The 14317-nt window shown below is 41.9% G+C and carries 10 protein-coding genes; 2 read left to right on the forward strand and 8 right to left on the reverse strand.

Features of this window, described 5'->3' with window-relative positions:
• Positions 1-19 precede the first annotated feature (19 nt).
• From IGI46_RS21970 to IGI46_RS21985, 4 genes are all read right to left on the reverse strand, one after another.
• Positions 20-1333 (reverse strand): family 20 glycosylhydrolase, encoded by a 1314-nt coding sequence (locus IGI46_RS21970; protein WP_429974260.1) that lies wholly within the window; start codon positions 1331-1333, stop codon positions 20-22.
• A gap of 66 nt (positions 1334-1399) precedes the next feature.
• Positions 1400-2260, reverse strand: a complete 861-nt coding sequence (locus IGI46_RS21975; RefSeq protein WP_429974261.1) for an ROK family protein — start codon at positions 2258-2260, stop codon at positions 1400-1402.
• Positions 2261-2265: 5 nt separating this feature from the next.
• Positions 2266-4938, reverse strand: coding sequence for an alpha-mannosidase (locus tag IGI46_RS21980; protein ID WP_429974262.1), 2673 nt, complete (start codon positions 4936-4938; stop codon positions 2266-2268).
• A 15-nt stretch (positions 4939-4953) separates the two neighbouring features.
• On the reverse strand, positions 4954-6243 hold the full coding sequence (locus IGI46_RS21985; RefSeq protein WP_429974263.1) for a glycoside hydrolase family 125 protein: 1290 nt from the start codon (positions 6241-6243) through the stop codon (positions 4954-4956).
• Positions 6244-6401: 158 nt separating this feature from the next.
• Here IGI46_RS21985 and IGI46_RS21990 point away from each other — a divergent pair, with 158 nt between their 5' ends.
• A complete protein-coding gene (locus IGI46_RS21990) occupies positions 6402-7442 on the forward strand; it encodes a GntR family transcriptional regulator (RefSeq protein ID WP_429974264.1) in 1041 nt (346 codons plus the stop codon).
• Positions 7435-9576 (forward strand): GH92 family glycosyl hydrolase, encoded by a 2142-nt coding sequence (locus IGI46_RS21995; protein ID WP_429974265.1) that lies wholly within the window; start codon positions 7435-7437, stop codon positions 9574-9576. Before IGI46_RS21990 ends, IGI46_RS21995 begins: the two co-directional genes overlap by 8 nt.
• Positions 9577-9620: 44 nt before the next feature.
• Here IGI46_RS21995 and IGI46_RS22000 read toward each other — a convergent pair whose 3' ends face one another.
• Genes IGI46_RS22000 through IGI46_RS22015 form a run of 4 tightly spaced genes read right to left on the reverse strand, consistent with a single transcriptional unit; the run spans position 9621 to position 14304 of the window.
• Positions 9621-10478, reverse strand: coding sequence for an ROK family protein (locus tag IGI46_RS22000; protein ID WP_429974266.1), 858 nt, complete (start codon positions 10476-10478; stop codon positions 9621-9623).
• Positions 10469-11977, reverse strand: coding sequence for a response regulator transcription factor (locus IGI46_RS22005; protein WP_429974267.1), 1509 nt, complete (start codon positions 11975-11977; stop codon positions 10469-10471). Before IGI46_RS22005 ends, IGI46_RS22000 begins: the two co-directional genes overlap by 10 nt.
• Positions 11967-13697: a sensor histidine kinase gene (locus IGI46_RS22010; protein WP_429974268.1), complete on the reverse strand. Its 1731-nt coding sequence runs from the start codon at positions 13695-13697 to the stop codon at positions 11967-11969. Before IGI46_RS22010 ends, IGI46_RS22005 begins: the two co-directional genes overlap by 11 nt.
• Entirely contained in the window at positions 13690-14304 is a 615-nt protein-coding gene (locus IGI46_RS22015; RefSeq protein ID WP_429974269.1) for a YesL family protein, read from the reverse strand. The genes IGI46_RS22010 and IGI46_RS22015 overlap by 8 nt, the downstream gene beginning before the upstream one ends.
• Positions 14305-14317 lie beyond the last annotated feature (13 nt).

Genomic DNA, 14317 nt, shown 5'->3' on the forward strand with positions numbered 1-14317 from the left:
AAGCTCGTGAAGCCCCCCTTTATGCTGACCAGCTATCGTACAGCTTTTGATAGTCGGTCTTTTTCTGTTTATCACCATAAACTTTTTCACTCAGTGCAGCCTGCAGCCAGAAAATGTCATTAATCACTTCGCGAGATTGCTTAGCTTCAGGAACATCTGCCCAGACTGAAATGGCAATGCCTTTAGTTTGGGTCAGGTTGATAACTCGTTGACCATTAGCAAATGTGGTTAATTGAAATTCCGCATTAATTTTTTCGTAGGTAGGATAACTGTAACCCGCCGCTTCACCCAAAACATAATAAAAGAAATTGTCATTATGATTGATGACGCTATAATTTTTTTCGAAATACTTTTCGATCGGTGCCATGTGTTGATTCCAGCGGGTCCAATAAGAAATTTCACAGTCCTGAGTTAAGTGAACCTGTTCCTGACGATTACTTCTATAAAAACCATCATTCCAGACACGTACTGTAAAACCAAGTCCTTTTACATAAGCAGCTAGATCATTTATATAGGAAATAAAGGTCTCAATTCCGCTAGCGGATTTTCCAAAATGTTTCGAGGCAGCCTTTTTCAATTCAGGATAGTTTTCAAGCAGATCGAAATCGACAAACTCATCGGCACCGATATGGAAATAGCGGCTTTCGTAAAATAATTCTGCAAATTCCTGATAAATAGCATGAATGAACGCTGTGGCCTCCGGATTTAAAATATCTACTGCTTTCGTGTCACGTTCGCTATCCTTCATGGGCAGCTGCCACTGTGGATAATGGCGCAAAACCTGCTGCAAATGTCCTGGCGAGTCTAAATCTGGAATGAGTTCCAAATAGTATTGTTTGGCATAAGCAATCAATTCCTTGATCTCAGCTTGAGTTAAATGCTCTGCTGAAACAATCTCTGGATACCGCAGCGATTCAATACCAAAACCCTCATTTTCTGAAAAATGCAGCTGTAAATGCGTGAACTGGAACAACGCCATACTACGAACCAGACGTTTTAGTTCGACTAACGGATAATATTTTCGACCAATATCCAGCATTACAATCCGTTCTTCCAGTTGAGGCTGAAGTATTTCTGGCCAATTATTTTCCATTAATTGACTCAAAATAACTCGAACCGCTCCTCGAAACAGAATCGCTGGATTCCCTCCTAGAATACGAGTAGATTCAAGTTTAGCCTTCATCCCCAGCTCTGAATCTATTTGCAAACAAAAAGTATTTTCCTGGTCATTCACAAAATAATACCCTAGCTCCACAAATAGCTTCGTCACTCGATGTTGGACTTCTTGTGTGACTTTTGTTTCAGCAAGCAGCGTGCATTTTATTTTTTCCATAACCGTTTCCTTCTATCTAAAGAAGCTGACCTAAAAGCGCATTGCTCTTTCCTCAGCTTCCAATTCTTATTTTGATGCTTCTTCCGCCAATAAAAGACTGCCAAGAATTCCGCTTTCGTTAGGCAATCCCCAGCGAACAATATACTCGCTGGCAGCTGGTGTTTCCATGTATCCAGCCATTTGATCGACAAAGGATTGTTGTATTTTCATCAGCATATGCTCTTGATTCATTACTCCACCACCTAATACAATTTTTTCCGGTGCTAAAGTCAATACATAGCTCATTAATGCTTGTCCAATGTAATAAGCCTGCAAATCCCAAATCTGATGATCCTCCGGCAAGTCCTGTCCCTTGATTCCAGTGCGAGCCTCTAGCGAAGGTCCGGCTGCCAAGCCTTCCAGACAATCCTTGTGATACGGACAGCTTCCCGCGAAATTATCATCGGGATGACGCTTAACATGCATATGGCCCATTTCAGGATGACCAATTCCCGAAAAGATTTGCTGATCGACGACCACACCGCCGCCAATTCCGGTTCCCACAGTCAAATAGATGCAGCTTTTTTCCCCTTGAGCAGCCCCCTTCTTCAGTTCACCATAAGCTGCCGCATTGACATCCGTCGTCCAAGCCACTGGAATTGAGTAATGCTTTTTAATGCTGCCAAGAAAATCAAAATCAGCCCAACCAGGCTTAGGCGTAGCTAAAATATAGCCATAATTGTCTTTTGCAGGGTCTATCCCAATTGGCCCGAAAGAACCAATTCCCATCGCTGCTAATTCGTAAGGATCAAAAAATGCGTAAACCTTCGTTAAGGTTTCTTCCGGTGTTGTAGTAGGTATACTAACTTTTCTAATGATATTCTGTTGTTGATCGCTGACGGCACAAACAAATTTTGTTCCACCAGCTTCGATACCGCCAAAGTACATACTTTTTACTCCTTCATTTCCAGCGTTTTGATTTCATAAGGCTGAAGGGTTGCTTCAAATTCTCCACAGCGCTCCTCCAATAGATTCAATTGATAGGCAGGGGCTTGACCAGCTTTTTCTACGAATAAGTTTGTCGCTTGATCACTCAAATTATACCCGCGAAGAATCAAGGCCTCGTCTTCCTTGCGCCGTTTAAGAGCCGTTACTTCAAAGCGATCTTCTTCAAGCAATAAATAATTGTGCCTAGCCTTCAATAGTCCACTATGAACATTAGTTTGTCGGGTAGTTAATGGAACTTGTGCACTATGAGCCTGCTTATAGGTTTGGTAACGACTAGCCGGTTCGCCATGCAATTCAACCCCAAAGCTGAAGGTATGCTCTCCTAAACATTGCGCTTCAGGAGTTGGGAAATAGCCCCAGTCACCCATTTCACCGACACTTCGTAAAAGTGTCAAGGCAATTGTATCATCAATAATTTCATACTCATTTAAACCAAAGTTAGAAACCGTCAGCCCATATTGTTGATTATGCAGATTAACAAAAGCATGCTGATGCTGCGGATTAGCTGGGTTTTCCCAATGCTTAGATGGCTTAGTTGGCCGGACAACCGTCTCATAAATACTGTCAGCTTCGTGAGTGTCTGCTGTGATCATCGTAGAGAACAATACCCGCAGACGATGGTCTTTTGCCTGATTATTGACCCTCGTTTCAAAATTCACCCGCCGATTATGATTATCCAGCGTTATCTCTGTTGTCAAAATGAATGGAATCCGTTTATCTGAACGCTGTGCTTTTCGCTCTCTAAAATCAACCACCATTTGCTGTTCCAAATCGAGTAAATCCTCTGCTGCTTGTGGAATCTTCAACTCATGGACTAAACGAATTTTCCCAGTCAACGGCGTATCTTCTAAAACTTCTATCCGATAATCAAAGGATGTCGATAAAATCGCTTGATCATTTTTCGGCTGTTTGAAAATATACTCATTAGCAATATCGCCAACATCTTCAAAAACCAGCAGGTTATTCACGGTCCGACCTAATTCTTTGTCTGTTAAGCTGATTGAGCCATCCCCAGCAATCGTTACTTTGACCTGTCCATTTTCTAAAACACGGCCTTCTTCTTTAATTAAGCTGCCTTCCATCGCATCTACAGCCCCTTCAACCAAGCTAAAGCTTTCCCAAGAGAAAGGCGGTAAATCCTTCACGTCAATAGTTACAGTCACATATTTTTCCATGTACGGAATGCGGAAACGGTCCTTCGGCAAATCGTAATCAAAGCGAATCCGCTCTTCACTAATTACAGCCGGTATCGTCTGACCCGTTTGATTAATGACATGGTATTGCTTCCTTGCCTCTTGCGCTAAAGTTTCATAGCCATCAGAAGGATACTGCTCTTGAAACGTAATCCGCTTCAACTCAAGATCAACCTGAGCAGGATCGCTTTTTGCTGCACTGGCGGTATTAAACACGATAAAAGGGGAACTGCCTTCAGGAAAATCGCTAGTATCAATCGTTGAAACCAATTGTTCAACTGCTTCCTCTGCCAAATATTTCCCCACCTCATTGGCTTTCTCAAAACGCAGCAGCATTTCTCGATGTACTTCGTCCACGGAGCATCCACAAATGCTATCGTGAGGATGGTTTTGCATCAAGGTTTTCCAAGCATAATCCAACTGATCATGAGGGTACTCTCCAGTAACTTCAAAAGCCATCGAAGCCAACGGTTCCGTGATATTTTCCAGCTGACGGCTGACTTTGGTATTCCAATGCTTTAAATAAACTCGGGCAGATGACGTATTGGCTAAAGTAAACCAGCCGTCGGTCTCCTGACTGGTCAATTCTCCAGTTACCTGCCCAATTTCTTCTGGTAAATCTGTTTGAACAGCTTCTAAATATTCAGCAAAACTAGAGTGAACGAATTCATAGTTTGGATACAATTTATTAGCTAATGTGATTGCTTTTGATATATCTTTTTGTACCGGCTGGTGATCAACACCGTTCATCATCAGTAAATGATCCGTTGAAGCATATTTTTCTGCATCTGCCAATTTTTGGTCCCAAAAAGCTTTCGCCGCTGTCTCTTCTGCCGGAATCTCATTCCCGTTGCTGTACCAGTTAGCAAACAGCAACCCAAAAATCTCGGTTCCATCTGGTCCCTGCCAGTTCATTTCAGAATATTGTGAAGTATAGCGGTCCTCCAAAACTTCGTTATCAAAGCCAATCGGTTTCACCCCACGACCAAATGCAGCCGCAGCTAAATTGGCTTGCTTCATCATTTGCGGTGTTTGTCCCATGTTACCAAAAGTGTCGGGAAAATAACCCAGCATCACCGGTGTTCCCCACTTTTTACTTTCCTCCATACCAATCAGCATATTCCGCGCATTTGATTCAGAGCTGATTAAAAAATCATCCTGTAAAATGTAAAAGGGGCCAATTTGCAGCTTGCCAGAGGCAATTGCTCGCTGAACTGCTGCTTTTCTTTCCGGACGTACCTGCAAATAATCGTCCAGTATAATTGTTTGTCCATCTAAATGAAAGCTGTGGAATTCTGGATCGTGTTCAATTAAATCCAACAAATCGTCCATCAGCTGAACTAGACGCATGTGATGCTGCTCGTAAGCCATGTACCATTCACGATCCCAGTGACTATGCGAGATGATATATACTTTTTTCTTCATTGAAATGCTCCTCATCTATTTTTCTACTCGTATATCAAAGTAATCCATCACCAGCTCACAAAACATCATATTAGCCCACGAAAACCATTCGCGCGTATACTGATTTGGATTATTTACATCAAATCCTTCGTGCATCAAATGAGTGCCGCCGTCAGTTGCAACCAGCTGATTCAAAATTCTTTCCTTTTCACCTTTATCATTGGTCGTCATGCCTTCCATTGCCAAAGCAATTGGCCAAACATAATTTTCCGGCGTATGGGAGGACCCGATCCCCTTAGCAAACTTTCCTTCATAAAAATAAGGATTTTCCTTACTCAATAAGGTCTTACGGGTAGCAAGGTAAGTTGACTCGTCTATTGAACCATAGCCTAAGTAAGGAGCCGAAATTAAATTTGGTACATTGCTGTCATCCATGATTGTGGCATGGCCTTTACCATCCACTTCGTAGGCAAAAATCGTTTCTCCAGCTTGGTTAATTGTTCGGCCGTATTCCTCAATGCCACTTTGAATCTCAGTTTTCAACTTGTGGGCTCGGGCAACAACCTCTTCATCCTTCAATACTTCAGTGAACAATTCTTCCAAGTACCCCAGTATAACTACTGCAAACATATTCGAAGGAACCAGATAGCCATATTGGCACGCATCATCACTTGGTCTAAATCCAGACCAAGTCATACCAGTAGGAACAACCTCCGCTCCTCGACCTTGGTTAACTAGTGTATCTTCTTGACGAGTAGTCTCTCGTTCAAAGGAATACAGCGATTGATTATGATCTTGTTCTGTTTCAAAAACTGTCAAAAGCTTGTCAATGCCTCTAACAAAATCAGCATTAAACTGATCCTGTCTACCTGTGTTTTTATATAACAAGTAAGCTAGCTGAACGGGATAACAAAGAGAATCAATCTCATATTTTCTTTCCCAAATCCAGTCGTTCATTTCTGTGTGGTCAGTTTGATGGCCCGCCCCATTCGCGGTTTCGTTAAAAGCATTGGCATAAGGATCAATAGTTATATAAAAAAATTGTTTCTTCACCAACCCAGCAATCATATCTGCCAAATCAGAATCTTCTTTAGCTACTACTAAATAAGGTCGAACCTGCGCCGTTGAATCCCGCAGCCACATCGCTGGAATATCTCCCGTTAATAGAAACGTCGTGCCATCCTCCTGACGTTTTACTGTTGTCAGAAGAGTGTTAGCAAAGGCCGCATTAAAATTTTCTGCCCAATCAGTATGTTCACTTCCACATTTCTCAGTAATTTGTTCCATAAAGCTAACGATGGATTTTGGTATATCTTTGTAGGTCATATTCTGTCTCCTTTTTGTAATTTGATATATCATTTACGCAATTGATTATATCCTAATAACCGATCATTGTCTACGCTTTCACCAATATTTGTTTAACTATTTACAGAAAGCAAAAGTATGTTAAGATAGTGATATGATATATCAAATAGGAGGAGACCATGGAACCCTTATATAAAACGATTCTCAATGATCTTAAAGAACAAATCAGCAATGGAACCTTGCCTCTCGGCAGTCAGGTTCCTACCGAAAAAGAACTGTCCGATACTTACGGTGTCAGCCGGATCACGTCTAAGCGGGCCTTGACTGAGTTGGAGCAATTAGGGCTGATTGAACGAACACGGGGAAAAGGCAGCTTTGTCAAAGAACCGTCTCCACAAAAAAATTCAACCAAACGGATTTTGTTTTTACTGCCCTTTTCCAATGATCTGTCTCTAGGAAACTTTTCAGAAGGACTGCTGCCAGTGGTTCAAGAGGAACAATTTGAAGTGATGATGACGAATTTTGACTTTCTAACCAGTCATCAAGCCAGTGATATTGCCCAGGAATTTGACGGCATGATTTATTATGCCGATGATGAAAGCCAGCATCTGGATTTGCTATTTGATCTTTCTTTCCAGCAATTTCCAATTGTCGTGTTGGACAAACAGCTGCACGACTTGGATCTGCCAACAGTACTTTCGGATAACTTAGCTGGAGGCAAGGCCGCCTGTGACTACTTAATTGAACAAGGCCATACTCAAATTGCTTATATTTTTGGTCATCTCCATCCACCACAATCGACTAGGCAGCGTTATTTAGGGTATATCCGCAGCCTAAAAGAGCAGCAATTGACTTTTCACACTACTTTAGAAGAAAAGCTGGCCAATCCAGCTAACGTACTTGAGTATGTAGAAAAAAATGGGATCACTGCTTTAGTTTGCGAAAACGATTTAGTTGCGATTGAAGCGATGAGAGTGTTAAAACAGGGCGGCTACCAGTTACCGCAGCAGATTTCAGTAATCGGCTTTGATGATATTCAAGCCGCTTCATTGGTAGATCCGGCATTAACAACTATTTCTCAAAATTTTAAAGAAATCGGAGCCCTAGCTGGTCAGTCCTTAATAGCGTGGATTAAAACCGGGCAGCAGCCGGACAGCCGCAAAGTAGACGTAACCTTAATTACCCGAAACTCAACAAAGGAGTATGCAACCAATGATTAAAACGATTGATACCCGTCATGGAACCGCCAACCAGCACAGTTTTTCCAAAGGCAACTGCCTGCCATATACTGGCGTTCCCTTTGGCATGAACTATTTTGCACCGCAAACGACCGACCAAAATGGCAGCTGGTGGTTCCATCCCAATGATCGAACTTTCCAAGGTTATCGCTTAACCCATCAGCCAAGTCCTTGGATGGGAGATTTCAGCCGCATGCTAATGACACCATTTAGCGGGGAGCTGGCAGATATTTCTTTATTCCATGCCCAAAGCTCTTACCGTCCAGAGGAAGCAGTTTTTGCTCCTTATCAGTTAAAAATTAATCAATTGCACTACGGTATTGATTCCATCTTGGTTCCTAGCATGTATGGTGCTATTTTAGAATTAACTTTCAGTCAAGAACAAAATGGACTTCTATTGACATTACCTGGTATGAAAGATGTTCAACAGATAAATGATTCTGAACTGCAGTTAAGTATTGTTAATTTCAGCGGATGTGAGGATGAAGACTTTACCTTTTACTTAACCTTTCAGTTTGCTGAACCCGTTTTATCTTTTGTTAAAACTACCAAAGACAGTGACACTTTTATTAAATTAGATTTCGGCTCTGTTAAACAGCAAACGATTCACTTAGGTACCTCTTTTATTAGCCAAGAGCAAGCTGCATTAAATCTGGAACGAGAAAAAGAAAAATCCCTAGCTGAATTTTTGCAGACCAGTCAACAAGAATGGACTTCTTATTTCAATCGCATTCAGGTTGAACACCCGGATTCGCAGCAAACAAAAACCTTTTATCACAACTTGTATCGAATCTTTTTGTTCCCACAAACCTTCTATGAGATTGATGCAAGAGGTCATAAGATTCACTATGATACCTTTAATCGCAAAGTTCAGTCTGGTGTGTTGTATACTAACAATGGTTTTTGGGATACTTACAAGACGGTTTATCCTTTATTTTCTTTGATTGCTCAGGAGAAATATGGGGAAATGCTGGAAGGTTTTTTAAACAGCTACGAAGAAACTGGCTTTTTGCCAAAATGGTTGTCACCAGATGAACGTGGTTTAATGCCCGGAACTTTAATTGATGCGGTAATTGCCGATGCTGCAGTGAAAAATATTCGACCGGATTTAATGCCCCGCTTTTTAAAAGCTATGGAAAAGGGGGCTACCGTTCAAAGTGAACGCGCCAATTACGGTCGCCAAGGGACCCTGGATTATTTAAAATACGGGTATGTTCCCAGCAGTTATCATGAATCGGTTAATCACACGCTGGATTATGCTTACAGTGATTTTTGTATCAGCCAAGTAGCAAAAACATTAGGCGACAAGGAAATGGCTCAAACTTATGCTCAGCAGTCGCTGAATTATCGGCAGATTTCCGATCCAGCTGTCGGATTAATGCGGGCGAAAGATGCAGAAGGGCATTTTCGTAAGGACTTTTCACCAATTCGTTGGGGTAGAGATTATGCAGAGGGCAGCGCTTGGCAAAGCAGTTTTGCTGTATATCAGGATTTCCAGGGCTTAATTCAGTATATGGGAGGACAAACGGCCTTCACTGAAAAATTGATTGCGCTTTGTAATCAGTCACCGGATTTTGATGTAGCCGGTTATGGTTTTGAAATTCATGAGATGAGCGAAATGGCTGCAGTCGAATTTGGCCAGCTGGCGATTTCTAATCAACCAAGCTTCCACTATCCTTATTTGTTCAGCTATGTCGGCAAACCAGAAATGGCTCAGCCCCTGATCAAAAATCTGTTAACCGAGTGTTTTAGTTCCGATACTGACGGTTATCCTGGCGATGAGGATAACGGCAGCATGGCCGGCTGGTACATCTTCAACTCGCTGGGATTTTACCCGGTTAGTCCTGGTACTGGTGAATATGTGATTGGCATGCCATTGGTCAAGAAAGCTGTCCTGATTTTGTCAACGGGGGAAAAATTAACCATTACAACCTCTCCAAATCAGCGACAACAGCAATTTATCCATCAAACGAAACGAAATGATCGCCCTCACCAGCAACTGTTTTTTACCCACGATGATTTGATGACTGGTGGAAAAATTGACTATCAGCTAGGCATTGTACCTCATCCTAAAGAATACAAAACAAGCGACTTCCCCTTTTCGCTGAGCAAATAAAAAATCGGCCGAAAAAATCCCATCAAAGATTTTTCGGCCTTTTCCTATTTCATAACCGCTTCAAAATGAATCGCTGCTCCGATTAAATTAGCATCATTTTGATACTGACAGGCAACTACCTCGGGCATTATTTCTTCCACTGATTCAGCAGCTAAATAATGATACAAGCGTTCCTTAATATTCGTAATCACATCTTCCCGCGTTGAAACGCCGCCTCCAATCATAACGATTTCCGGATCAAGCGCCACCTGCAGATTATAGAGAGTCAAGCCAATTGCATCATACATGGCTGCTAAATATTGCTTTGCTTGTTCGTCGCCAGCATCTGCGCGAGCAAATAACTCCATGCCTGTTAGTTGGATTTCCGTAATTTGGCTAAAAGCATTAGCCGTATTAACCGCTGTTCCCAATTTGCTCAGTATCGTTTGACCATACGGCTTCATCAAGCCAAATTCTCCCCCAAAGAGATGACGCCCCTTGTGAAGCTTACGATCAATAAACACTGCTCCACCAATACCGGTTCCAATTATGATAAACACTGCATGCTTAGCGTGCTGTCCAGCACCTAGCACCATTTCACTAATTCCAGCACAGTTGGCATCATTTTCAATGGTTACCGGCAGACCAAGTTCAGCTTCCAGCTCATCAAAAATGGGCCGAAAATGCAAATACCCCAGTGCGCTTACCCCTTCAATCTGACGAGCGGCCACATTCACTGCTCCAGGAGAGCTGATCGCCACCCCCGTGACCTTCGGAATTTGCTGCAGCCTCTCCTTCATAGCCAGAACCATTTCCTCAAAAGTTTCCGGTGTAGCAAAGCTGCCCTTTTGCGACAGCTGATCGGACTGCCAGCGAGCATACTTCACTGAAGTTCCACCAATATCAAATACGGCTAAAGCCATTTGTTTTCCTCCTCGCTGTTTACATTGGAATAATCCATAAAATATTGCTCACGAAATTCCTTTGGAGTGATCCCATTGAGCTTCTTGAACATTTTCGAAAAATAGTTGGTGTTGTTGTAGCCAATCTCATCAGCAATCTCATTGATATTCTGATTGCTGTACAGTAAAAGCTGTTGAGCCTTTTTAATTCGTACCTGATTGAGATATTGAGAAAAGCTGCTGTGCATTTCTTTTTTGAACAGCTGACCTAAATAAACAGCATTCAAATGTAATTCATCGGCCACCATCTTCAGTGTGAGATCCTGAGTATAATCCATGCGCACCAGTTCAATCACCTCCTGAGTTGCTTCAGAAATCTGCTTTTCTACCGGCTGTTCACTGACCATGTGCAGTACATCCTCCAATACCTGCTTCAATTGGTAGACCGTGGTGCTTTGACGAATTTTTTGGATTGTCTCTTCATAAATCACCTTAGTAACGGTGGGGTACTGCCGGGAAATATCAGTAAACAACAAGAAAGCAATATAACGGGCATTTTCTGGCTGCAGGTGTTGGCTGTGAACTTCTTCGAATATTTTATCCAATTCCTGCTGAATTGTTTTCGCATCGCCGATCATCAGAGACTTATTAAACACCAGAAAAGAAAACTCCTGCTCATTTAAGTTCTCTACCAATTCCAGCTTCTGATTCGGCAGCAAATCGGGATAAAAATTATTCAATTCCTCAATCTGCAAGACCTTCTCATAACTTTCATATACATTCTCCCAGTCTAGAATAGTCTCCCCTGTGTAAAAGGCAACTCGTCCACCATACTGTCGCTTCAAATCAGCTAAAAAACGTTTCAACTTCTCGGCATCTCCTTGAAAAATCAAGGTAATTTGCTGATCCTGCTGCGGACCTCCAGTGATAATCAATCGTTGGTTTTTGGTTTTCAATTGCTGGATAATCGCCAGCAATTGATCCGCCTCGCTTAAAATCTTAATTACCGTAAAAGGTCCTTGGATTGGTGTGCCAAAACTCTCCATCAGCTCAAAAAAATCATGCTCATTTAGATCATCGTTGAGCCAACGAACGATGCTGTTTTCACTATATAGCTGCTCTTGCTCCTTACGGTGCTGTTTTTCCTTTAACTCCTGCTGAATTTTCTTGACGATTTCGGTCAATTCCTCCTGATCAACCGGCTTCACTAAATAGTCCTTCACACCCAAGCGGATTCCCTCTTTGACATATTCAAATTCCTGATAGCCAGACAGAAAGATCGCTGCAAATTCATAGCCGCGGCTGTACGCTTCCCCAACCATCTCAATGCCGTTCATTTCCGGCATGGTAATATCACTCACAATCAAATCTACCGGATTCCTGCTCAAATAATCCAACGCTTCGAGACCCGTTCGAGCTGTGGCAACAATTTCAAAGCCCAGCTCCTGCCAAGAAATAATCTGCTTCAGACCCTCTAAAATCATATATTCATCGTCTACTAGCATTGCTTTATGCAACAAGAGCTTTCCCCCCTTTAATCCGAATAGTCACGATAGTCCCCTGGTTCAACTGTGCGTCAATGTGCATCGTAAATTCCAAGCTAAAGGAATTCTTCAAGCGCTCATAGACATTGCGCATTCCAATCGATGAATCCTGAAGATTCTCTGGCAGGAACAGCTTCTGCCGCAATTCCTTTAACGCTCCGTCCTCCATACCTTTCCCATTATCGATCACCTGAATCACGATATCTTGCCCTTCAAAAAAGGCCTTCACACTAATCGCGTTGTCATTGCGAGTATAGTCAATTCCATGGACAAAATAATTTTCTATTAACGGTTGCAGGCTAAATTTCGGAATCACCAGCTGCTCCAATTCTTTTTCAATCGTAAACCGGTAAGCTACTCGATCGGGATATCGCATTTGATAAAGATAAACGTACTTCTCACAGAATGATAATTCTTTTTTCAACGTTGTGGTTTTTTCCTGAGTTGTATTATTTCGCAGCAAAGCCGAAAAAGCATACACTACATCAGCTAATTCTTTTTGCTGCTTGCTCAAAGCATACATCCGAATATACTCCAACGTATTATAAAGAAAATGTGGATTGATTTGCGATTGCAACGCCCGCATGTGAGCATCCCGCTGTTTAATTTCCAGTTCGTAATTTTCCTTAATATACTGATCTAAGCTGCCAATCATAAAATTAATCGCCTGGGAAAGATCAAAAAGTTCATCCTGAACCAAGGCAAGATCGATTCTTTCCTGAAAGTTCCCTTCCGCTACACTGTGAGTAATAGCCACAATCGTTTCCACCTGCCGGAAGTAGCGTTTGAAGGTTCGGTGAAGCACCAGTAATAAAACACTAGCCAACAAACAGCCCAACAAAATTATTAAGCTGAAGGTTTTTAGATTTTTCCACCAAAGAACGTTTTTGTTTGCCACTAGAACGTAGGAGTAGGCTTTACTGGTTTTCCGATCCAGCACATAGTAATTTTTGTGAATTATTTTGGGAACTGCACTGTGACGTTCGATCCCTTTCACCAGTGTTTTGTATTCAGCAGCCGTCACTTGATGATGAGTAGAAAACATTACTTGATCCGCACTATCGACGATAAATACATCAATTCCTTCATCCATCAACGACTGAGCTGAGTTGCCCAGCACCGCCGATTCTGAAAAAACACCATAAATCTGGCCAATGGTTTGAAAGCTGTACTGATCAACAATGGGACGATTAATCAAAAAGCCATTTTTTTCCGGCAGTTCTCCCTGCATTTTCTGTCCATTGTGATTTTTTCGGTCAGCCTTCAAATAATTCTCTGAACCATCCAATGTGACATATAGCTCTTCCAGATCCGGAAAAGCAGTAAAAAAGCCGCTAATCGTAGAAGAAACCCGGGTATCCTTCTGATAATCATCCCAATACTTTTGGGTAAATTCAAAATACTCCGAGGGCGACAAATTCAAATACTTGCGCACATTATCTACCGCCGCATTTGAACTAGCTAATTCCATGTAAAGATAACTCATGGTGGTGTCCTTATCCGTTGCATAACTGTGAATTCGATTCTCCAAGATGTTCATTTCACTCATCAGCTTCTTGTAATTGGAATCCGCAGTAAAAACGCACAAAGCAGCCACCGTTAATAGAATAATTCCTACTAACAGAAGGCTGTATACTCGCATCAATCGATTCATTAAATAAGTTTTCTTAGTCAAACGGAATCCACCCTTATCCATTGACAGCCAACTTCTGATCCACTAACTGGCGATTGCTCTTAGTAGCATAACCACTCCAGATAATCAGCAATGCAAAGGTCGCAAACAAGAATAAACCTTTAAAGTACCAAGTGACTGCTAAAATACTAATCACTCCAAAGAGCACCTTCAAGAAAACACCAAAATTTAAGAAAACACTGATAAAAGCCAGCTTCAGCAGATTGACGTTGGAAATCTCGTAGCTCGTTTCGTACAACGTTATATAGAGAAACAGCACCGTCACTAAAAGCAGCACAAAGAACAATAAGACAGCAATAATCAGCCAAAGCAAGCCTTGAATTTGCGCCGCCAAATAGAGATTATAGACTAACACCAAAGTAAGTACTGCAAACAATCCAAAGTGTAGATTTCCTCGCTTAAAGTTCGACTTCCAGCCGGTTAAAAAGCGCTTAAAGGTAATTTCTTGATAGTTCATTCCTTGCTCTGTCAGCAAATCATTCATCGTTTGAAATGCCGGTCCGATGCCTAAAACCAGTCCCCCCATTAGTGAAAATAAAAGGAAAAAAAGATTTAATTTGATAATGGTCCATATCACATAGAACAGTCTTTGAACCCCGCTGCTTGCCATAACCTTCACCTCA

It is taken from the genome of Enterococcus sp. AZ163, from assembly GCF_050498925.1.
In the GTDB taxonomy this organism is placed as follows: Bacteria; Bacillota; Bacilli; order Lactobacillales; family Enterococcaceae; genus Enterococcus_A; species Enterococcus_A ferrettii.